The organism is Peribacillus simplex (genome assembly GCF_001578185.1).
In the GTDB taxonomy this organism is placed as follows: Bacteria; Bacillota; Bacilli; order Bacillales; family DSM-1321; genus Peribacillus; species Peribacillus simplex_A.
Genome location: NZ_CP011008.1, coordinates 3,776,619 through 3,799,629 on the forward strand (window position 1 = coordinate 3,776,619; position 23,011 = coordinate 3,799,629).

General features: G+C 43.2%; 18 protein-coding genes and 1 other annotated feature. Of the genes, 4 read left to right on the forward strand and 14 right to left on the reverse strand.

Annotation, left to right across the window (positions count from 1 at the left end; all coding sequences use genetic code 11):
- Positions 1-24: 24 nt before the first annotated feature.
- Entirely contained in the window at positions 25-1,314 is a 1,290-nt protein-coding gene (locus UP17_RS17610; protein ID WP_061464260.1) for a bifunctional folylpolyglutamate synthase/dihydrofolate synthase, read from the reverse strand.
- Positions 1,315-1,412: 98 nt separating this feature from the next.
- Between UP17_RS17610 and UP17_RS17615 the strand changes: the two genes are divergently transcribed.
- Together UP17_RS17615 and UP17_RS17620 are read left to right on the forward strand one after the other, a co-directional pair.
- Positions 1,413-2,354: an ATP-grasp domain-containing protein gene (locus tag UP17_RS17615; protein WP_061464261.1), complete on the forward strand. Its 942-nt coding sequence runs from the start codon at positions 1,413-1,415 to the stop codon at positions 2,352-2,354.
- A complete protein-coding gene (locus UP17_RS17620; protein ID WP_061464262.1) occupies positions 2,323-3,177 on the forward strand; it encodes an ATP-grasp domain-containing protein in 855 nt (284 codons plus the stop codon). The genes UP17_RS17615 and UP17_RS17620 overlap by 32 nt, the downstream gene beginning before the upstream one ends.
- A 71-nt stretch (positions 3,178-3,248) precedes the next feature.
- On the opposite strand, the gene UP17_RS17625 is transcribed toward UP17_RS17620, so the two are convergent.
- Positions 3,249-5,900 carry a valine--tRNA ligase gene (locus UP17_RS17625; RefSeq protein ID WP_061464263.1) on the reverse strand — a complete coding sequence of 884 codons (2,652 nt, stop codon included), beginning with the start codon at positions 5,898-5,900 and terminating at the stop codon, positions 3,249-3,251.
- A gap of 43 nt (positions 5,901-5,943) precedes the next feature.
- Positions 5,944-6,173, reverse strand: a binding site (T-box leader).
- A gap of 237 nt (positions 6,174-6,410) precedes the next feature.
- On the opposite strand from UP17_RS17625, the gene UP17_RS17630 reads away from it, so the two are divergent.
- Positions 6,411-6,602: a hypothetical protein gene (locus UP17_RS17630; protein ID WP_061464264.1), complete on the forward strand. Its 192-nt coding sequence runs from the start codon at positions 6,411-6,413 to the stop codon at positions 6,600-6,602.
- A 56-nt stretch (positions 6,603-6,658) separates the two neighbouring features.
- On the opposite strand, the gene ysxE is transcribed toward UP17_RS17630, so the two are convergent.
- The 8 genes from ysxE to hemA all read right to left on the reverse strand — a co-directional run bounded on the left by ysxE (position 6,659) and on the right by hemA (position 15,838).
- Positions 6,659-7,729, reverse strand: a complete 1,071-nt coding sequence (ysxE, locus tag UP17_RS17635; RefSeq protein WP_250211689.1) for a spore coat protein YsxE — start codon at positions 7,727-7,729, stop codon at positions 6,659-6,661.
- 132 nt (positions 7,730-7,861) lie between these two features.
- On the reverse strand, positions 7,862-9,283 hold the full coding sequence (gene spoVID, locus UP17_RS17640) for a stage VI sporulation protein D (protein WP_061464265.1): 1,422 nt from the start codon (positions 9,281-9,283) through the stop codon (positions 7,862-7,864).
- 303 nt (positions 9,284-9,586) lie between these two features.
- Positions 9,587-10,876: a glutamate-1-semialdehyde 2,1-aminomutase gene (hemL, locus tag UP17_RS17645; protein ID WP_061464266.1), complete on the reverse strand. Its 1,290-nt coding sequence runs from the start codon at positions 10,874-10,876 to the stop codon at positions 9,587-9,589.
- Between the two features lie 39 nt (positions 10,877-10,915).
- Complete coding sequence (gene hemB, locus UP17_RS17650; protein ID WP_061464267.1) at positions 10,916-11,911, reverse strand: porphobilinogen synthase; 996 nt, start codon at positions 11,909-11,911, stop codon at positions 10,916-10,918.
- 18 nt (positions 11,912-11,929) lie between these two features.
- Complete coding sequence (locus UP17_RS17655) at positions 11,930-12,706, reverse strand: uroporphyrinogen-III synthase (RefSeq protein WP_061464268.1); 777 nt, start codon at positions 12,704-12,706, stop codon at positions 11,930-11,932.
- Complete coding sequence (hemC, locus tag UP17_RS17660) at positions 12,706-13,638, reverse strand: hydroxymethylbilane synthase (RefSeq protein ID WP_061464269.1); 933 nt, start codon at positions 13,636-13,638, stop codon at positions 12,706-12,708. Before hemC ends, UP17_RS17655 begins: the two co-directional genes overlap by 1 nt.
- 9 nt (positions 13,639-13,647) lie before the next feature.
- Entirely contained in the window at positions 13,648-14,478 is an 831-nt protein-coding gene (locus UP17_RS17665; protein ID WP_061464270.1) for a cytochrome C assembly family protein, read from the reverse strand.
- Between the two features lie 10 nt (positions 14,479-14,488).
- Positions 14,489-15,838 (reverse strand): glutamyl-tRNA reductase, encoded by a 1,350-nt coding sequence (hemA, locus tag UP17_RS17670; RefSeq protein WP_061464271.1) that lies wholly within the window; start codon positions 15,836-15,838, stop codon positions 14,489-14,491.
- A gap of 251 nt (positions 15,839-16,089) precedes the next feature.
- Between hemA and UP17_RS17675 the strand changes: the two genes are divergently transcribed.
- Positions 16,090-16,572, forward strand: a complete 483-nt coding sequence (locus tag UP17_RS17675) for a LiaI-LiaF-like domain-containing protein (protein WP_061464272.1) — start codon at positions 16,090-16,092, stop codon at positions 16,570-16,572.
- A gap of 75 nt (positions 16,573-16,647) precedes the next feature.
- Here UP17_RS17675 and yihA read toward each other — a convergent pair whose 3' ends face one another.
- From yihA to clpX, 4 genes are all read right to left on the reverse strand, one after another.
- Positions 16,648-17,229: a ribosome biogenesis GTP-binding protein YihA/YsxC gene (gene yihA / locus UP17_RS17680; protein ID WP_061464273.1), complete on the reverse strand. Its 582-nt coding sequence runs from the start codon at positions 17,227-17,229 to the stop codon at positions 16,648-16,650.
- Positions 17,226-19,547 (reverse strand): endopeptidase La, encoded by a 2,322-nt coding sequence (lon, locus tag UP17_RS17685; RefSeq protein ID WP_061464274.1) that lies wholly within the window; start codon positions 19,545-19,547, stop codon positions 17,226-17,228. The genes yihA and lon overlap by 4 nt, the downstream gene beginning before the upstream one ends.
- A 242-nt stretch (positions 19,548-19,789) precedes the next feature.
- Positions 19,790-21,460 carry an ATP-dependent protease LonB gene (gene lonB, locus UP17_RS17690; protein WP_061464275.1) on the reverse strand — a complete coding sequence of 557 codons (1,671 nt, stop codon included), beginning with the start codon at positions 21,458-21,460 and terminating at the stop codon, positions 19,790-19,792.
- A gap of 196 nt (positions 21,461-21,656) precedes the next feature.
- On the reverse strand, positions 21,657-22,925 hold the full coding sequence (gene clpX / locus UP17_RS17695; protein WP_061464276.1) for an ATP-dependent protease ATP-binding subunit ClpX: 1,269 nt from the start codon (positions 22,923-22,925) through the stop codon (positions 21,657-21,659).
- Between the last annotated feature and the right edge of the window lie 86 nt (positions 22,926-23,011).

Genomic DNA, 23,011 nt, shown 5'->3' on the forward strand with positions numbered 1-23,011 from the left:
TTAGTCCGGTAAAGGCACATCCCTTTAGGCATCTTCTCTGATTAGGAATTCCCTCACAAGTGAAAGGAAATGAAGGGAACCTGTGATGACAAGGGCCTCTTTTCCCCCTGTTTTCCGTCTGCCTTCCCTTATCGCCGCCTGCCAATCCTTGTTTATACTTTTATTTTCATGACTGCATTTTTCATAGAGCGTGTGCGCATCCGCCGCCCGTTCGTGGAAGAATTCAGTAATGATGATTTCTATCGCTTCCTTTTCCAGTCCACGAAGCATCTGGGAATAATTTTTATCTTTAAATGAGCTGAATATGAACCGGTACTTATATTCAGGGTAATGCACTTTTAGCGTTTCCATCAATACGTCTATGCCGGCAGGATTATGTGCACCATCAATGATCACCAACGGCTCATCCGATATTTTTTCAAAACGTCCATCCCATTTCGCTTCCCCTATTCCTTTAAGGATGCTTTTTTCATCGATATTTTCCATTCCTAATAGGACAGCAGCAATGGCCAGCGCCGCATTTTCCATTTGATGACGGCCTAGCATCTGCATTTCCACATTTTCGATGGACCTGTCTCCAAGCGAAAAGGAGAAACTTTGCCCACATTCACTTTGCTTTACATTGACTACATGAAAGTCTTTACCTAATTGGTAATAAGGCACGCCTACTGAAGACGCTTTTTCTTCGATTACTTTTGCTGGTTCCCAAGCGGTGACTCCGCTGATGGTCGGCGCCCCGCTTTTAATGATGCCCGCCTTCTCTGAAGCAATTTCCCCAAGTGTGCTACCCAGGATATTCGTATGTTCCAAAGAAATCGAGGTAATGATCGAAAGAAACGGCTGGATGACATTCGTTGTATCGAGCCTGCCTCCCAGTCCGGTTTCCATTAAAACCAAATCCACTTCCTTTTTGCTGAAATAAGAAAATGCCATTGCAGTCAATATTTCAAACTGAGTAGGTCCATTCCCCTTACTGTCCATCTCTTGGATGAACGGCTGCAGCTCCCGGAATGTGGCGATAAAATCCTTATCACTGATTTCGTCCGCATTTATCTTCAGCTGTTCATTCAACCGTATTAAATAAGGTGAAGTGAAGGAAGCGACACGTACCCCTTCAGCTAGAAGGATTTCTTTCATATATTGCAAGGTAGATCCTTTCCCGTTTGATCCTGCAATGTGAATATACTTAAGCGCCTTATGTGGGTCACCTAAGTTAGTTAATAATGTTTCCATCCTTGATAAGCCAAAATTCATACCCAATTGAACTTGGCGCCGTTCAAAAAATTGATTGATTTCCTTCATGGTTGTTACCATTATCGTTGAGCCTCCTCTTTCTTTATACCGCTCTTATGCGTTAATATTATTTTATCAATATATGAACGATTAACCTAGATGAAAGGTAGTGTTTTACAATGAAACCTTCAGATCTTCACTGTTGGATCGTCGTTAACGGCTATTTACAGCATGATAAGTTTTCCAATTTAGCTTTGTTCATTAAGGAGGCGGCCGAAAGGAAAGAAATCATGGCAACCCTTATCCGAAATTCAGATCTGATACCCATAATCGAAAAAGGAGTGCCTCTAATTAAAGGAGCCTTTGATAAGCTGCCTGATTTTGTTCTGTTCATGGATAAAGACATTCATTTGGCACGCCATTTGGAATTGCTCGGCATCCCCGTATATAACGGCAGTACAGCGATCGATATTTGTGACAGTAAAGCAAAAACACATCAAGCATTGGCCGGGCATGGCATACCGATGCCGAAAACCTTGTTTCCGCCCTTTACGTACGAAGGTATTGAAAGGGTCAATATGGATGCCTTTAAACTAATCGGCATTGAACTTGGGTATCCACTTATCGTTAAGGAAGCATACGGTTCTTTTGGGGAACAAGTATATTTGATCCAAACAGAGGATGAGTTGTTTAAGGCGATCCGTAATCTTGGCCACAAGCCATTTATCATTCAGGAATTCGTCGAACATAGTAAAGGGCGGGATATTCGTGTGAATGTCGTCGGCAATCGAGTCATAGCAGCGATGCAACGCCATTCCGAGCACGACTTCCGAGCTAATATGACTGCTGGGGGCCAGGCTGCCCCCTATACACCCACCACGGAAGAAGCACAACTTGCCATCCGATGTGCGGAGATTCTAGGTGCCGACTTCGCCGGCGTCGATTTGCTGTTCGGTGAAGAGGGACCGCTTTTATGCGAAGTGAATTCTAACTCTCATTTACTGAATATTTATGAATGTACAGGCATCAACGTCGCTGATAGTATGTTCGATTATATCCTGAACAAATTAGGAAAAGGAAGTGCCTCTGATGAAAAAGCAAGCGGGTTGGTTGATTTATAACCGTGAGGATGCCATAAATAATAAGGGATACATAGATTGGATGCTTGGGGAAGCCAGTCAGCTTGACCTTGATTTACACTTTCTCCATCGGGAAGACCTTAGGATCGGCCACCGTTTCAACGAATTGTACGTGGAACATGAGATGAAGCCAATTTCATTGCCTGACTTTGCTATCGTCCGGACCATCGATCCTTTTTTTACTAGGCAACTGGAGCAACTGGGGATTGCCTGCTTTAACTCCTCAACCGTATCCGAAATCGCGAATGACAAAGCAAAGACGCATCAATATTTGTCCTCGATGGGGATACCAATGGCCGATACCGTTTACTGCAACGGAAGTCCGAATGCCGAGGATATGGAGCTCCCTTTCATCGCTAAAGAAACAGGTGGCCGCGGAGGGAAACAAGTTTATTTAATCGAGCATGCCGATGATTTGGCCGAACTGAATGACGGAAATTGGATTGTCCAAAAACCTGGTTTATTCGGCAGGGATATCCGTGTCTTTGTAGTTGGTAAAAAAGTGAAGGCAGCTGTCCTTAGGGAATCCGCTTCAAGTTTCAAGGCAAATTACACGCTAGGGGGATCGGCTTCGTTATATGAGCTGACCGCATCCGACTTAACCCTTGTAGAAAGAGTAATCGAGGCATTTGATTTTGGCCTGGTCGGAATCGATTTCATATTTGCCGAAGATGGCAGCCTCATGCTCAACGAAATCGAGGATGTCGTCGGCAGCCGGACATTAAGTGCACTAAGCGACATGAATATCGTACGGGATTACCTCATATTCATAAAAGAAAGAATATCCTCCCAACGGAACATTTGATTCTGGGAATGACATCAATTGCGTTAAATACAAAAGGATGAACCGGCATATAGCTGGTTCATCCTTTTGTTTTACAGTTGTTTCAGTTCGCTGATCCTGTGGATCACAGAGTCGCGTTTTTCGCTATAGTCTTTTTCTTTGGCACGTTCTTCTTCAATGACGCTTGCCGGCGCCTTTTTAACGAAGCCCTCGTTGCCTAATTTTTTCTGTACGCGTTCAACTTCTTTATTAAGTTTGTCGAGTTCTTTTTCAAGACGTTTCACTTCTTCGTCGATATTGATCAGTCCTGTAAGCGGAAGGATCAGTTCTACACCAGTAACGACAGCTGTCATTGCTTGAGCAGGTTCTTCGACCTCGATTCCGATCGTCAATTGTTCAGGATTACAGAAACGCTCGATATAGCTGCTGTTTTTCTGTAACGTTTCTAAGATGGACTCATCTTTAGCTTTTAAAATCAAATTGATTTTTTTGCTTAACGGTGTGTTCACCTCAGCACGGATGTTACGGACGGAGCGGATGATTTCAACAAGCAGCTTCATTTCCTCGGCTGCAGCTGTATCTGTCAATCCTTCATTCACTTCCGGCCATGCGGCAACAGTGATCGACTCACCTTGGTGAGGAAGGTTCTGCCAGATTTCTTCGGTAATGAATGGCATGAACGGGTGTAATAATCTCATCGTGTTATCCAGTACATAAGCCAAGATCGAGCGGGTCGTTATCTTCGCTGCTTCATTTTCGCCATATAACGGAAGCTTCGCCATTTCAATATACCAGTCACAGAAGTCATCCCAAATGAAGTTATAAAGCACACGGCCCACTTCACCGAACTCATAACGGTCCGCAAGTCTCGTCACGTTTGAAATCGTTTCATTCAAGCGCGTCAAAATCCATTTATCGGCTACAGACTTCTCACCGCTTAAATCGATTTCGTCATAAGTCATGCCATTCATGTTCATCAAAGCAAAACGGGATGCGTTCCAAATCTTATTCGAGAAGTTCCAAACCGCTTCCACTTTTTCCGTACTATAACGAAGGTCCTGCCCTGGTGAGCTGCCTGTAGATAAGAAGTAACGCAGGGAATCGGCACCGTATTGATCGATGACATCCATCGGATCTACACCATTGCCAAGCGATTTACTCATCTTGCGACCTTGCTCGTCACGAACCAGACCGTGGATCAGTACATTTTCAAATGGACGCTCACCTGTGAACTCAAGTGCTTGGAAAATCATCCGCGATACCCAGAAGAAAATGATATCATAGCCTGTTACAAGTGCTCCGTTTGGATAGTACCGTTTGAAATCGATACTGTCCTTATCAGGCCAGCCCATAGTCGAGAATGGCCATAATGCCGAGCTGAACCATGTATCCAGAACATCTGTATCCTGTTCCCAGTTTTCAGCATCCGCAGGTTCTTCGTGGCCAACATACACTTCACCTGTTTCTTTATGGTACCACGCTGGAATGCGGTGACCCCACCAAAGCTGACGGGAAATGCACCAGTCTCGGATATTTTCCATCCAGTGGAGGTACGTTTTTTCAAAACGATCTGGTACGAAATGAACCTTTTCCTCATCGGACCCTTTTTGAAGTTCAACGGATGCATCAGCCAGTGGCTGCATTTTTACGAACCATTGAGTCGAAAGATATGGTTCAACAACAGCACCGCTTCTCTCTGAATGGCCGACTGAGTGAAGGTGATCTTCGATTTTGAAGAGCACTCCTTCTTCCTGAAGGTCTTTGACGATTTGCTTACGGCATTCGAAGCGATCCATACCTTCGTACTTACCAGCCTTTTCATTCATCGAACCGTCTTCATGCATGACAAGGATGCGCTCCAAATTGTGACGGTTCCCAATTTCGAAGTCATTCGGGTCATGGGCCGGAGTAATTTTAACGGCGCCTGAACCGAATTCCATATCGACATAATCATCACCGACAATTGGGATTTCCCGGCCTGTAATTGGCAAGCGAACCAGTTTGCCGATCAGGTGTTTATAACGATCATCTTCAGGGTGTACAGCAACCGCAGTATCGCCTAGCATCGTTTCCGGACGTGTTGTGGCTATTTCAATTTCACCTGACCCGTCAACCAACGGATATTTCATATGGTAAAATGCACCCTGCACATCTTTATAAATAACCTCGATATCGGATAACGCCGTTTTCGTTGATGGATCCCAGTTGATGATGTATTCGCCCCGGTAAATCAAGTCCTTGTTATAAAGAGAGACGAAAACTTCGCGTACTGCTTTTGAAAGCCCCTCATCAAGAGTGAAGCGTTCACGGGTATAATCAAGCCCAAGACCCAACTTTGACCATTGTTCACGGATATGGCTCGCATATTCCTCTTTCCATTTCCATGTCTCTTCAACGAACTTTTCACGTCCAAGGTCATAACGGCTTACGCCTTCCGAGCGAAGCTTTTGTTCAACCTTTGCTTGAGTGGCGATACCGGCATGGTCCATGCCAGGCAACCATAATACATCATAGCCTTGCATCCTTTTCATGCGTGTCAATATATCTTGAAGTGCCGTGTCCCAAGCATGGCCAAGATGCAGCTTACCTGTTACATTAGGGGGCGGGATGACAATCGTATATGGTTCCTTTTTATCGTCACCCGTCGCTTCGAAAAACTTCCCATTAAGCCACCATTTATAGCGGCCTTTCTCTATCGTCTGCGGATCATATTTAGTTGGCATCGAAATTTGGTTCTCTTCCATATCATTTCCTCCTTTTTGGGCATAAAAAAAACTTCCATCATCACAAAAGGACGAAGGAAGTTGTTCGCGGTGCCACCTTTTTTCCGAAAAAATAAAAAAATCTCTTTCGGCTCTCAAATCGGATAACGGCTCTTCACCGGCCTTCGCTACTAATATCTTTCACGAAAACTGCTCGCGGACGACTTCGGATGCTGCTGCCTGGAAACCTCGCACCAATTGGTTTCCTCTCTGAAAAGTGCATTTCATCTTACTATTTCCGGTCTTTGCATTGAATTATATTCATATGTAAAATCATTGAATGCATATAGTATATAGTACAAAAAATATGGGGCTCCAGTCAATCATCTTTTCGCTTACTTTCCCAGGAAGCGTCTCATTTCACGCATTCACTCCCGCTGCCCGGCCATTTTCTTTATTTTATACTCCAGGAACAGTTAATGTGACGGCTTTTTCACCTTTCCCACTACCCACCCATATAATAAAAGAAGTCCTAAAAAGGAAGGTAATAATATGAAGCGAAGATATACTCCCTATACTTTACCGCCTTGGATGAAAAAATTCCGCGGTGTTTGCCAGCAGTTCATCATTCCCTTTATCGTATTCCAAGGATTACGTACGCTGATTTTCCCTACTTTCTTCGATATGCTCCTGTTAGTCGCCTTTATTTTCTTGGCCTTGTCTTTATATTTCGAATGGATTTAATTATTCCCTCACAGCAAAAAAATATACATGACTGGAGATGATCCAATCATGTATATTTAGCTTGGGGGTGATTGCTCTTCTTTGGCAGCCTCGGCAGCCGCCTTTTTCTTCTGTTCGATTTCTTCGATTTTCATCACCATATATTCTACATTCTTCAGGAGCCAAAATTGCCTCTGCAGTTGAGTAACATTATCAAGCTCTGAACGATGGCTCCTGCCATCGGAATAACCCTTCACTAATTCCAAAGCTGATCCAGGGAAAGCCATATAACTTTGCATGAGCAGCAATTCTTCTTCTTTCAACGGAAAATAACGAAAATAGTTATATAGCCAGTCGACGCAGTCATCGCATTGGACAGGATAGGTCCTGGCCGATTTAATGAGAAATGGCAGTAAATCGAAATGAGGCGGTGCCGTATTCGAATTTTCAAAATTGATGAAGTAGCCATACCCCCGTTCATCACTAACGAAATGCTTCAAGGAGACCTTTCCGTGCGTAATCACGGTTCGAACCTTTTCACTTTCCTTCGTTTTTTCATACCAGGTTTCAAACTTCTTGATCGAGTACTTCAGTGCCTGTGAAATATCAGTGAAGAATGAACAAACCGTCATTTCAAATGGAGACATATACCACTTCTTTTCGCAGCTGACAATATACTCATCCATAAAGTCCTTCTCGTTATTCCAGGCATCAAGCGTCCGCTCATAATGAGCTTCCCGTTCTTCTATATCAACCTGGATTTCCTTTACGGACAGCGTATGCATCCGAGCAAGCTCCCTGAACATTTGCTTATGCTTTTCATCACGCTCCCCGTCCCCTTCATTATTAAGCCAGGGCATCAGGTAATACAAACGTCCATTATGAAGAACGGCGTAACGCTGATCCATCGTTTGATAAATGGGAACGATCCGGTTATAGCCTCGATGGTACAGTTTTTGAACATTCCTGATAAAATCAATGCCTTTATGCGGTACAATGGATTTCAAGGCAAATGTACCTCGATCGCTGTATACTTTTTTCACCCGCCCGAAGTCCTCAATATATTGTACATACATGGCGTATTCCTTCAAGACGGTCTCCGTGTCACGATCCCGATTAATAGGCTGCTGATTCTCGTTTTCCCTCACGAGACTCACTCACTTTCTCTATAAACACTCAACAATCCGATTATTCGATTCCTCTAGCCACCAAAAGGTGTAATTAAATCCGGGCTGCTCTAAAAAACAGGAGCAGACCATATGCTCTGCTCTCTGTCCTGGTCAATTCTTATACGCAACCGCCTTCGGTATATAGATGACTTGCCCTTCATGGACGTTCTGGTTCGACTCCAACTCATTACTGAAAAGTATGGATTGAACCGTAACATCATAACGTTGAGCCAAGTCATCAAGCGTTTCCCCTTGCTGGACAATACAAACCTTCATCCTTACCAGCTCTTCTTCTTGTTTCCGACCGAATAAGTCCATGATGGAAAGCTGCTTTTCATCATGTTCAGCGGTTTCCTTATCATCACGTTCCACGGCTTGTTTCCTGCCTTTGAAATTTTTAACTTCCTTAGCTGGCGGCGCTGGTCTTTCCTTCTTTTTGAATAGATCGCTTATGGACGACGAATTTGCTTTCTCTTCATGTTCCATCTTCGCATGTTCATTAAGGATAGGACCCGCTGCAGCCTCAGCTTCTTCCTGCCGGATGACACCCTCGTTTTCGGAATTTGAAACAGGGCTATTCTCAACTGGGACACTTATATGATTGATTACATGATTTGGCTCTTCCACTGCTTCCTCTTCCATCAAAGTCTTTCTAGGAGTCTCGACTTTCTCCATGGTTTCCTGCCTGCTTACATTTCCCTCCTGCTTCTCCTCTTCCATGGATGACATAGGTACCTCTGCTGAATCAGGCTGATCACTTATAGAAAAATTCACTTCTTCCTGTCTGTGCACTTCCGTTTCCCACTCCCCCTCTTCAGGATATGGCGAAACGGGAATCTCAAAAACTGGGACACCATGCTGATCGCTTAAATAGATTGGTTCCTCTTCCTCTTCCTCGTTTGCTTCAGATACCCGTTTTGCCTCTGCAGAAAAAGGCGTGTATAACTCTTCCTCCTGCTCATCTCGGAAAACAGGCTGAAAATCTGGGATTGGCGGCACTGCAGCCGCATATGGAATATATGACTCGTTTTCACCGTCCGTTTCTTCTTGTTCCTCTGTTTCCCCAACTTCCTGCTCCGTATCGAACCGTTCTTCCACATATGAATCATTATAAATTCCGGTTATCAACAAATCCGCCTGCAATTTCAAACAGTTATGCTCAGGCATGGCATAATCAAAGCTTTGAATCGAGACATCGATCTCCTCTAATGAGGAAATTCGATTATTCGGAATTGTTATATCAACCGGAAAACGGTGTGTGAACTCAGTAAGTCCATCAGGATGCCTCTCGACCTTTTGAACGGCTTTTGGCAAAAAGGTCTGCGAAAACTCCTCTTCCTCACCATTTTGCGAGTCTTTGTATTCACCGCATAAATCTAACGAGCCTCGTATAAAAACATATTGATCACTTTCTTGAATCGTCACATTTGGATCCAGAGAAATGGAAAATAACTCAGCCACTTCCTGTCCCTTCTGGAACCAAACGGATTCCTCTAAAGAAAATCGTAAATACGATTCATTTTCTTGCGACAAGACAACTCCTCCTTTCAGCTTCAGGAAACGGTACCTATACCAATATCAATCTATGAAGAAAGGAAGCTGATTATTCCTTCATTTCATTTGCAGCCATCCAAACCTTATTTTTACTGAACCATGATAAGGAGTAGACTTTACTTTTTCAGGCTAAAATCCATTTCGATTGGATCAATCAGACTTAAACCATTTTAATTCGGCCCTCTTCCACTTACTCCTTGAATCAAAAAAACAGGCTACCTTTCTCCAAAATTTTTTGGAAAAATGGTAGCCTGTTAATAATTTTAATAGTGTCATGAAGCCTCATTTTTTTAATTTTGCAAAGGCCTGTTCTGCCGCTGTGATGGTCTTTTCGATATCTTCATCACTATGTGCAGTGGAAAGGAATAAACCTTCAAACTGGGACGGCGGCAAGTAGATGCCTTGATTCGCCATTTCCCTATAGTAAGAAGCAAAGAACTCTAAATCTGATGTTTTTGCTGTATCATAATTGGTTACTTCTTCATCCGTAAAGAATAGTCCAATCATGGAACCGGCACGGTTGAATGTATGGGGAACTCCGTACTTTTTCGCTGCTTCTCCAATGCCTTTTTCAAGCATATCACCTTTTCGGGTGAACTCTTCATAAGATTCTGGAGTCAATTGGCTCAGCGTTTCAAGACCAGCCGTCATGGCCAGAGGGTTACCTGACAATGTTCCTGCTTGATAGATTGTCCCGCTCGGAGCAATTCGTTCCATGAATTCGCGCTTCCCTCCGAAAGCTCCGACCGGTAAGCCACCGCCAATTACTTTCCCAAGGCAAGTCAGGTCCGGTACGATGCCAAAATAGCCTTGTGCACAGTTATAACCGACACGGAAACCTGTCATAACTTCGTCAAAGATCAATAGAGCCCCGTATTGGGTCGTCACTTCACGTAAGCCTTCGAGGAAACCTGGTTGCGGCGGAACTACGCCCATGTTCCCTGCAACAGGTTCTACGATGATACACGCGATGTCTTCGCCAAATTGTTCAAACGCATATTTGGTTGCTGCAAGATCATTATATGGTACGGTAATCGTATTTTTCGCAATGCCTTCCGGTACTCCCGGACTATCCGGCAAACCTAATGTGGCAACGCCGGAACCTGCTTTGATTAGCAATGAATCGCCATGTCCATGATATGAACCTTCGAATTTAAGGATTTTATCCCGACCTGTAAAGCCTCTCGCCAACCTTAGCGCACTCATCGTCGCCTCGGTTCCTGAAGACACCATCCGGATCATCTCAATCGAAGGCACCCGGTCAATGACCAACTTAGCCAGTTCATTCTCAATCAGCGTAGAGGTTCCAAAGCTTGTACCTGATTCCGCTACCTTTTTCAATGCTTCAACGACATGGTCATTCGTGTGACCCAGGATAAGCGGTCCCCATGAAAGAACATAGTCTATATATTCATTGCCATCGATATCATACATTTTTGAGCCTTTTCCACGCTCCATGAAAATGGGATCCATGTCCACGGATTTGAAGGCACGTACAGGGCTGTTCACGCCGCCTGGCATCAATTTTTTTGCTTCGGCAAACGCTTGTTTCGATTTTTCATATGACCGCATGATTCAATCCCCTTTTCCATTACAGGTTTTATTTGTTAATCATCTTTGATTATCTTCGTTTATCCAGCGTGCTACTTCTTTTGAGAAATACGTAATGATCAAGTCGGAACCTGCGCGTTTCAATCCTGTCAGCATTTCCATCACTATCGCTTTTTCATCAATCCAGCCATTTTGGGCAGCAGCTTTGACCATTGAATATTCACCGCTCACATTGTAGGAAACAACGGGAAGATTAAAGTTATTCTTAACGTCCCTGATAATGTCCATGTAGGAAAGGGCTGGTTTCACGATTAAGAAATCCGCACCTTCAGCAACATCGGATTCAGCTTCACGGAATGCTTCAAGGCGATTGGCAGGATCCATTTGGTAAGTTTTCCTGTCGCCAAATTGCGGCGCGCCATTCGCTGCATCACGGAATGGGCCGTAAAAAGCCGATGCATATTTCACTGCATAGGACATGATCGGAATATCTTCATAGCCAGCTTCATCCAGGCCTGCACGGATGGCCGCAACGAAACCGTCCATCATATTGGAAGGGGCAATGATATCGGCACCGGCCTCAGCCTGGCTGATCGCCGTTTTGGCAAGAAGGTCAAGAGAAGCGTCATTCAGGATCCTTTCCCCTTCAACGACCCCGCAATGGCCATGGCTTGTATACTCACAAAGACATGTATCAGCAATGACAATGACTTCAGGATATTGTTTTTTGATATAGCGGGTTGCCTCTTGCACAAGTCCGTTATGGTGAAATGCTCCTGTGCCTTGTTCGTCTTTATCATGAGCAAAAGGGACACCGAATAAAATGACTGACTTAATGCCCAGACTTACGACTTCATCCATTTCAGCCCCAAGGTTATCCATGGATAACTGATATATACCCGGCATCGAGTTGATTTCATTTTTTACATTTTCACCGTCAATGACGAAGATCGGATAGATCAAATCCTCTTTATGCAATTGTGTTTCACGGACTAAAGCCCTCATGCCAGCACTTGCACGCAAGCGACGGTGGCGATTGAATGGAATGTTTTTCATTTTGAAGTTCCTCCCTTATTATTTCTTTTTGCTTATGAAGCGTATTAAATCCGCAACCATGGCATCCGTCGTATAAACATCTGGACAAACATCGACGTTTAGCCCATTTTGTTCAGCCGTTTTAGCGGCAATCGGCCCGATGCATGCGATGATGATCCGGTCTATGTATGTATCCAAATCATGGCGTTCCATGATCTGTAAAAAATGATTGACCGTCGAAGAGCTCGTAAAGGTTATGATGTCGATTTCATGATTCGTTATAAGTTTCACGAGTCTTTTTTCACTGCTTCCGGGAAGCACGGTATGATAAATTATCACTTCATCACAGGATGCACCAGTTTCATTGATTGCCTCCGCAATAACCGCCCTCGCGAGATTCCCTTTTGCCAGCAATACACGCGACCCGGGGTCAAGCAGGGTAATGAACTCCGCAACAAACCCTTCGGCAACAAACTGAGCTGGAACGAAATCCGCCCTATATCCATGCCGTTTCAGGGCCGCTTCTGTTTTGGAGCCGATAACGGCTATTTTCGGAAGCATTAAAGGCTGTTCACCAATAAGTTTAAAGAAGAAATCCACTCCATTTTGACTGGTGAGAATTATCCAGTCATAGGTATGCAGCTCATCTAACCGCTCTTGAACAACTTCCATATGATCAGGAAGAGTGAACTCAAGCAATGGCACAAGAAGCGGCGTTCCGCCATTTTTATCGATCGAATCTTTTAAACCATCTGCCTGCCCTTTCCCTCTGGTGATTAATACCCGATAATCCTTAAGAGGTTGAAAGGGATTCATTACTGATCAAGCTCCTCTTTTACGCGATCAATCAATTCTTTACCGCCCATTTCACTTATCTGTTTGGCAGCATCATGCCCAACCGTCTCGGGATCAGCCCCCTCGACCATTTCTTTATAAATCACTTTTCCATCCGGAGAAGCGACCAAAGCCGTCAAGGAAACCAATCCATTATCTTTCTCTACCGCAAATCCGGCAATCGGCACCTGGCATCCGCCTTCCATTTTATCCAAAAAGGCACGTTCCGCTTCAACCGTTCTTTTCGTTTTTTCACAGGTTAATTTCTCAAGTTCAGCAAGCAGTTCTTTGTCGTCTTCGCGGCATTCAATGGAAAGTGCCCCTTGTCCAACTGCCGGAATGCAAATATCCTCATCTAAAAATTCCGATACGATGTCCTGCTCCCATCCCATTCTTGATAGTCCGGCGGCTGCTAAAATGATGGCATCATAATCTTCCGTGTTCAGCTTATTCAGACGGGTATCGATATTCCCGCGAATCCATTTAATTTCAAGATCCGGTCTTCTAGCCAAAATTTGCGCACCGCGGCGCAAACTGCTTGTACCTATAATGGAACCGGGCTTCAGTTCGGAAAGGGTTTCATGGTTCTTTGAAATCAAGGCATCCCGATGGTCCTCTCTTGGTGGTATGCAGCCGATCGTCAAGCCTGGAGGCAGCACTGCCGGCATATCTTTCATACTATGTACAGCCATATCTATTTCTTTATCCAGCATCGCTTGTTCGATTTCTTTAACGAATAAGCCTTTTCCGCCTACCTTGGAAAGCGTTACATCAAGGATTTGGTCACCCTTTGTGACAATTTCCTTCACCTCGAACTCGTATGGAACCCCAAGCTCTTTAAGTTGATCGATTACCCAGTTCGTTTGGGTGATCGCTAATTTACTACGTCTAGAACCAACAATTATTTTTCTCATAGTTTCCTCCTATGTATTCCAAAAGTGGAATGTTGAAAGGCTTCCGAAAAGGAAAAAGTTAATTAACACAATCATGAAAGATCCAATATTCAGAAAGGCTAGGGTCCTTCCATACATTTGTTTCCGAATTTTCAAGTATAAAAACACACTGTAAGCGATGAGCAAAATGAATGAACCGATGATCTTCATATCCAGCCAGGATACCCCAGGCACTTTTATATAAGCCCATTGAATCCCCAAGATAAGGGAGACAACTAATAATGGAACACCTATTACTGCGAGGACATAAGACATTTGTTCGAGCTTCGTTAAATCGCCGAGTCGAAGCAGCCGTTTCCCCCACTTCTTCCGTTTGAGTAAATCATATTGAATTAAGTAGAGAAGGGAAAAAACGAAAGAAAGCGTGAATGCCCCATAAGATAGGATGGCAAAAGTGATATGTATGAGCAATAGCTCTGAAACCAGACGCTGTGCAAGCACTTGAGATTCAATCTGAACAGGTGCAAAGGTATGGATGGCCATAACCATAAAACCTAATACGTTCGTAAAAAAGACCGTAAAATCGACTCTTAGCAATCGGTTAATGATTAAAGATAACGATATGAGGACCCATGCATAAAAATATAAGCCTTCAAAAATCGTCAATACCGGGAACCTTCCCGTTTTCAATACATACAGAAATAAAAAAATTGTTTGCAGTACCCAAACAATAGAAAGCAACCAGAAGGCGACCTTATTCGCCTTCTGGTTATTATTAAGGAAGTCAATAAAGTATAAAAGCATACTGATGGCATACAACAATACAGTGGCTTCATGCAATCTTGTCATTAGTAATTCCATATTTACCTCATTACTGGACAGGAACTGGATTCAATAGGGATGCCTTGGAGCTGTTCATTTCTTTTTCATCATCCGCTACCAGCTGGTCTTCAATCAAGTCCTCTAAATGAAAGATTTTCACGAAATTATTTAATTGCTCTTTTGCATTCGGCTCATCCGCAAGCTCTTTTGCATAAAGAATAGGATCTTTTAGCATTTGGTTGATGATGCTCTTCGTATGCTTGTTCAGAACCTTTTTGTCCCGTTCGCTTAAATGAGGAAGCTTTCTTTCGATGCTTTCCATCGTTTCCTGTTGTATGGATAGGGATTTTTCCCGTAAAGAAGAAATGACAGGAACCACACCAAGCAAATTAATCCATTGATTGAAGTCCACAATTTCAGATTCGATCATCAATTCTATTTTCTCGGCAGCTTTTTTGCGCTCTTCGATATTCGCTTGTACGATCCCTTCAAGATCGTCAATGTCATACAAGAAGATATTTTCAAGCTCCGCCAATGTTGGATCAAGGTCACGCGGCACTGCGATATCCACCATGAAAATAGGACGGCCTTTACGAAGCTTATTCACGTATGTCATCATTTCTTTTGTTACTAGAAGATCCTTTGAACCAGTGGAGGTAATCAGGATATCCGCTTCCACTAAAGCGCATTGCAGCTCTTGAAGCTGTTTCGCTGTACCATTGAATCTCTCCGCCAAGTCGACCGCTTTCTGAAAGGTGCGGTTAATGACTGTGATGCTGTCAGCGCCATTACTATGCAGATTCTGAATGGCTAACTCACCCATCTTACCGGCCCCAAGAATCAAGACGTTCTTGCCGTTCAGGCCTCCAAAGATTTTTTTTGCAAGCTCGACTGCCGCATAGCTGACAGAAACGGCATTCGTATTGATATCCGTTTCTGAATGAGCCTTTTTAGCTAATGTAATGGCTTGCTTGAAGAGATGGTTAAAAACGGTGCCGATCGTATCATCCTTCTGTCCTAACATATAGCTTGTACGCACTTGTCCCAAAATCTGGGTTTCCCCCAGTATCATGGAATTCAAGCCGCAGATAACTGAAAATAAATGCTCGACTGCCCCATCGCCTTCATAGATGAACAGGTATTTAGAAAATTCTTCTTTATCGATGTTAAACCACTCCGAAAGAAATTCCTTTATATAATACCGGCTCGTATGAAGCTGGTCACCGACCGCATATATTTCTGTTCTGTTGCATGTTGAAATAATAATGTTTTCCAAGATGCTTTTTTTATTTTTAAGAGCTTTCATTGCCTCGGCAAGTTCGGCTTCGTTAAACGATAGTTTTTCCCGAATTTCAACAGGGGCAGTTTTGTAATTAATACCAACCGCTAGAATATGCATCCTTTTGTTTTGCACCCCCAAAATTTTTCATGTAAATTTATTATACCATGTACTAAAATGGATACACGCAAATAATATGAACAGTTTATGAAAACGTATGCTACCATGAAAAGACGCAAAACGCCTGAATTGCTCCAAAAGGTGTCTAAGCGGGATTTGTAAGTTACATACATATTTCGACATTGTGTACAAAAGTACCATATCAAAAATGGCAAAGAACTTCAAGTAATCGAATTGACTAGGAGGATAAAATGAAAACGCAACGTATTTTCCCGGGAACCGTTTTAATCGGTTTCGGACTCTATTTTTTTCTTGAACATTCCCAAATGGAAATCTTTCCAGGCTTTTATAGCTGGCCCACTTTATTATGCATAGTCGGTGCCGCCTTCTTGGTTCAGGCCTATAGCGGTAATGAATATGAATCCATCCTGCCAGGAGTCATCCTACTGGGATTCGGGGCTCACTTCCATATTGTAGCAAACCTTGATATTTGGCCGGATAATATAGGTATCTTTATTTTAATCATCTCACTGGGATTTATTCTCCGGGCACGTAAAACAAATTCTGGAATGTTTCACGGGATGGTATTATTCATCATCTCGATCCTTTTCTTGTTCTATGATAAAATCACAACGTCTTTCGGGATTGTTGAAACAAATACGGCGGACATCGAAAGGTTTTGGCCATTTGCCTTGATGGCAATCGGCATCTACTTTTTGGTTCGAAAAAAGTAAAACTTCAGCCGAGTCGCATTTCATGCGAATTTCATAATGAAAAAGGGTATTCCAAATGCGGAATACCCTTTTCTTTTACATATATTTCTTAAGGACGCCCCAAGCTTGTTCCTTACCTTCGCCTGTTTCACCCGAGAAAAGAAGCAATTCATCTTCTCTTTCCATATTTAACGTTTGGCGTGTTATTTTCAAGTGCTTCTGCCATTTGCCTTTTGGAATTTTATCCGCTTTTGTTGCAATTACGATCCTGGGCAGGTCATAATGCTTCAGGAATTCATACATTGCGATATCATCCTTTGTAGGCGGATGACGCAAATCGACGATCAGAAGCGCAGCGCGGAGCTGATCACGGGAAGTGAAGTACGTTTCGATCATCCTTCCCCAAGCATCACGCTCCGTTTTTGAAACCTTTGCATAGCCATAACCCGGTACATCAACAAAATGGATTGCTTCATTTATGATGTAAAAATTCAAGGTCTGCGTTTTACCCGGTTTAGAGGATGTGCGCGCCAAGTTTTTTCGATTGATCATTTTGTTGATGAAACTGGATTTACCAACATTGGAACGGCCCGCCAAGGCAAATTCCGGTATTGGAGTATTGGGATATTGCTCAGGCTTTACAGCGCTGATGACAATATCTGAACTTGTCACTTTCATTCGTTCACACCTACCAATGCATGCTCAAGGACTTCATCGACGTGTGAAACTGGAACAAATGTTAATGCTTTACGGACACTTTCCGGGATATCATCAATATCCTTTTCGTTATTTTGCGGGATGATGATTTTCGTAAGTCCTGCGCGATGGGCCGCTAAAGATTTTTCTTTAAGCCCGCCGATCGGAAGAACCCGTCCGCGTAATGTAATTTCGCCTGTCATGCCTACCTCTTTTCTGATCGGCCTATTAGTAAGGGCCGATATTAACGCTGTTGCAATCGTGATGCCTGCAGAAGGACCATCTTTAGGGACGGCACCTTCGGGGACATGAATATGAATATCATATTTTTCATGGAAGTTCGTATCAATATGAAGTTTTTCAGTTTTCGAACGGACATAACTGAAAGCAGCCTGGGCTGACTCTTTCATTACATCGCCAAGCTTTCCTGTCAGGATAAGCTTGCCTTTACCCGGTGACAAGGAAACCTCGATTTGCAGCGTATCGCCACCAACCGATGTGTAAGCTAAACCATTAGCTACTCCTACTTGGTTTTCGACTTCCGCCTGTCCATAATGGAACATGGTTTTCCCTAAAAACTCCTCGACATTCTTTTCAGAAATGACGACCCGCTTTTTATCTCCGGACACGATGATTTTTGCAGTCTTACGACAAATGCTTGCAAGCTGTCGCTCCAGACTCCGAACACCGGCTTCCCGGGTATAATAACGGATGATTTTGGTAAGTGCTTCCTCACGGATTTGCAATTGTGTCTTCATTAAACCATGGTTTTCCAACTGTCTTGGCAGTAAGTGATCCTTGGCTATATGAAGTTTCTCTATCTCAGTATAACCTGCAATCGAAATGATTTCCATACGATCACGAAGCGGGCCTGGAATAGATCCCAAATTATTCGCAGTCGCTATGAACATGACTTTGGAAAGATTATACGTTTCTTCAATATAATGATCACTGAAATTATGATTTTGCTCCGGATCGAGCACCTCCAGCATCGCTGCAGATGGATCTCCCCTAAAGTCATTGGACATCTTATCCACTTCGTCCAGTAAAAAGACAGGATTGATCGTTCCAGCTTTTTTCATGCCTTGGATGATCCTTCCCGGCATCGCCCCTACATATGTGCGGCGATGTCCGCGGATTTCTGATTCATCACGCACCCCGCCTAAAGATATACGGACGAAATTCCTATTCAGGGATGAAGCAATCGATTTAGCCAGACTTGTTTTCCCGACGCCGGGTGGTCCAACTAAGCAAAGGATCGGTCCCTTCAATGAATTGGTCAATTGCTGGACGGCTAAATACTCAAGCACCCGTTCTTTCACCTTTTCCAATCCATGGTGGTCCCTGTTCAGGATCTTTTCAGCTTTGTGAATATTCAAGTCATCTTTAGTCGCTTTGGACCAAGGAAGCGAGATCAACCATTCGATATAATTACGGATGACAGAACTCTCGGCAGAGCTTGACGGAACTTTTTCATAACGGTCCAATTCCTTTAATGCCGTTTCTTTAATATGCTCAGGCATATCCGCTTCTTCTATCTTTTCGTTGAGGACCTCAATTTCCCCTGTTTTTCCTTCTTTATCGCCCAATTCCTTTTGGATCGCTTTCATTTGTTCACGTAGGTAATATTCTTTTTGGGTCCGTTCCATCGAACGCTTAACACGCTGGCCAATTTTTTTCTCGAGAAAAAGAACTTCTTTCTCGTTATTGATGATTTCGATCACCCGGCTTAAACGCTTTTTCATATCAATGGTCTCAAGCACTTCTTGCTTCTCCTTCAACTTCAAAGGCAAATGGGATGCGATTATATCCGCTAATCTCCCTGGCTCTTCAATATCGGAAGTGGACGAAAACGTTTCACCGGTTATTTTCTTGGACATTTTTATGTATTGTTCAAAATAATCCAGCAGGGTGCGCATTAATGCTTGATGTTCAGCATCCTTTTCATCACTGTCTTCATATATTTTAATCTTGGCACCATAATGTGTCTCATAATCGTAAAATTCAATGACCTCTGCCCGGTTCAATCCTTCCACTAACACCCGGATTGTACCATTCGGAAGCTTCAGCATCTGTTTTACCTTTGTTAAAGTTCCCATAGTAAATAAATCTTCTTCACCTGGTTCGTCCAACGAAACATCTTGTTGTGTCGTCAAAAATATAAGATGGTCTTCCACCATTGCTTTCTCAAGGGCTTGTACCGATTTATCTCGGCCTACATCTAAATGAAGTACCATTGTTGGATATACAAGCAGTCCTCTAAGCGGCAGGAGGGGGACGATGATTTCTTGATCAGTCATTTCCTGACACCTCCATCTAATTAGTATCGTCGTTGTAAACTATTTACCCATGTTCTCAACCTTTTAACAATTCTATCCTATTTATATAGAAGTGTCTATTCGTTTACCTTAACACGTTTCGACTGCTATTATTATCTCCAATATTAGATAAAAAAGCACGTCTTAACAGTGTTTATTTTTTTGAGGACCCCCATTATGGTCCTTAAAATGCCCCGGTTCTGTTTTAATCCGGGGCATTTCCTTTATACGCTTTCTTTTTTCGATAGGTCTAAGGATGTGAGAATTTGTTCCGACATCAGTTCCTTTTTCAGTGCCTGATCCAGCACTTCTTTCACATTCGAAACTGTAATGATTTCTATATCCTTGATCTCAGATAGCATCGGCTGCATGTTATCGGCAGGGATGATTACTTTCTTTGCCCCGGCAAGTTTTGCTGCCTTGATTTTCGGAATGACTCCGCCAATCGGTTTAACACCGCCATGAATGCTAATTTCTCCAGTCATCGCTAATGTGTGATCTACAGGGATTTTATAAATGGCCGAGTAAATGCCTGTTGCCATTGCAATTCCAGCAGAAGGACCATCTACAGGACTTCCGCCCGGAAAGTTGACATGGATATCGAATTGATCGGCAGGCACTCCCATCGATCGTAAAACCGTAATCACATTTTCAATCGAACCTTTTGCCATGCTTTTGCGGCGAATCGACTTGCCATTCCCACCGCCAATACTCTCTTCTTCGACAATGCCGGTAATATTAATCGAACCTTTTTCATCAGGGGCGGCCATGACCATGACCTCGATTTCCAGCAATGCCCCGCTGTTGGGACCGTAGACTGCAAGACCGTTGACAAGGCCTATTTTAGAATTTGATTCTATTTTCCTGTCCATTCTTTGGGTAAGTTGGCTGCTATGTGCCATCCAATCAATATCTTCTTCTCTGATAAAAGTCCTGTTTTCATTAATTGATATTCCTGCAAGAGTCTGAATCATGTTGACAGCTTCCCTGCCATTTCGGGCATAATCCGAAATCGACTGCAAGCCTTTTTCACTGATGGTAATTCCAACTTTATCGGAGGCATTCTTAGCCACAGTGATTATTTCTTCCCTGTCAAGTTCACGAAAAAACACTTCTATGCATCTCGAGCGTATCGCAGGTGCGATTTCATTTGGCGTTCTAGTTGTGGCCCCAATCAATCGAAAGTCAGCCGGAAGTCCATTTTTAAAAATATCATGGATGTGAGTGGGAATACTTTGATTTTCCTCTTGGTAATAGGCACTTTCCAGAAAGACCTTGCGATCCTCCAATACCTTCAACAGTTTATTCATCTGTATTGGATGAAGCTCCCCTATTTCATCAATGAACAGTACGCCTCCATGAGCATTGCTTACTGCACCTTGCTTTGGCTGCGGAATGCCAGCCTGTCCCATCGCCCCGGCCCCTTGATAGATTGGATCATGCACAGAACCGATCAGCGGATCGGCAATCCCCCGTTCATCGAACCTGGCGGTGGTGGCATCCAGTTCAACAAACACTGCCGAATTCTTAAAAGGGGACTTACCATTTTTCTTAGCCTCTTCCAAAACAAGTCTGGCCGCTGCTGTTTTCCCTACCCCTGGAGGACCATAAACTATCACATGCTGGGGATTTGGTCCACATAAAGCAGCCTTTAAAGATTTAATGCCATCTTCCTGACCGATGATTTCATTAAATGTGCTTGGTCTAACCTTCTCCGCCAATGGCTCTGTTAACGAAATCGATCTCATCTTCCGTAATTGGTCCATTTCCTTACGTGAATCACGGTCAATGGAAACTTTTTGTGTCCGCTGGCCTTTCAATAAGTTCAAAAAATACAATCCAATAATGATCCCAAAAAACAGCTGGATAAACAACGCCAATCCTGTCCAATTCATCGTATTCCCTCCTGCACTCTCCAAGTTTGTCATTTCTGTTAGTATCTCCTTTGGAAGGGCGAAATTATCCAAAAATTTCGTGTTGTAAATTTTGGGGTTTTCATCTCAAAGAACAGTATTTTCTCAATAAACATAAAAAAAGACAAAAGAAAAAAAGACTGCCAGGATGTACTGGCAGTCTTACTTTTCCTATAAATTAAGCAGATGTTTTCTTTCCTTGTCCTTTGATGGTTGTACCGTCTTTAAGGACGAGCTTTGGAGATTCATTTTTCGAAATCGTGCTGCCTGTGATTACACATTTTGCAACATCATCACGTGAAGGCAGATCGAACATCACTTCAAGAATGATGCCTTCAATGATCGAACGCAGACCACGTGCACCAGTTTTACGTTCAATTGCCTTTTTAGCAATTTCACTTAGCGCTTCCTGTTCGAATTCCAATTCAACATCGTCAAGCTCAAGCAATTTTTGATATTGCTTAACAAGGGCATTTTTCGGCTTTGTCAGGATTTCAATCAAAGCTGCTTCATCCAATTGCTCAAGAGTCGCAATTACCGGAAGACGCCCGATGAATTCCGGAATTAAACCGAAACGAAGCAAGTCTTCAGGAAGAACTTTTGAAAGCAACTCTTTTTCTGCAATATCATCCTTTTTCACGTCAGAGCCAAAACCAATGACTTTTTGACCAAGACGGCGTTTGATGATCGGTTCGATGCCATCAAATGCACCGCCACAGATGAACAAGATATTGGTCGTATCGATTTGGATGAATTCTTGATGTGGGTGTTTACGACCACCTTGAGGCGGTACGCTTGCAACCGTTCCTTCAAGAATTTTCAATAAAGCTTGTTGCACACCTTCACCGGACACGTCACGTGTAATGGAAGGATTCTCCGATTTACGGGCAACTTTATCGATTTCATCAATATAAATGATGCCTTTTTCCGCTTTTTCCACATCATAATCAGCTGCTTGGATCAATTTTAGAAGGATGTTTTCGACATCTTCCCCAACATATCCAGCTTCTGTCAATGAAGTCGCATCAGCAATTGCAAAAGGAACATTCAGTAATCGCGCCAATGTTTGCGCAAGAAGGGTTTTCCCGCTTCCAGTCGGTCCGATCAAGGCGATGTTACTTTTAGAAAGCTCAACATCGTCGACTTTGCTATTGGAATTGATACGTTTATAATGATTGTAAACAGCGACAGCCAAAGACTTCTTCGCCTGTTCTTGTCCAATCACATATTCGTCAAGAATTTCACGGATTTCCATAGGTTTAGGCACATCTCTGAATTCTACTTCTTCATCAGTCCCCAACTCTTCTTCGACGATCTCCGTACAAAGCTCGATACACTCGTCACAAATATATACACCTGGACCAGCAACCAGTTTACGGACTTGTTCTTGTGTTTTACCGCAAAAAGAACATTTTAACTGTCCTTTTTCATCATTAAATTTAAACATGTACGTTCACCCCTTCAAATACTCTTCCAACTCTATTACATAGCGGTACCCGATTGTAAAAAAAAACCGGGCACACACCTACTTAA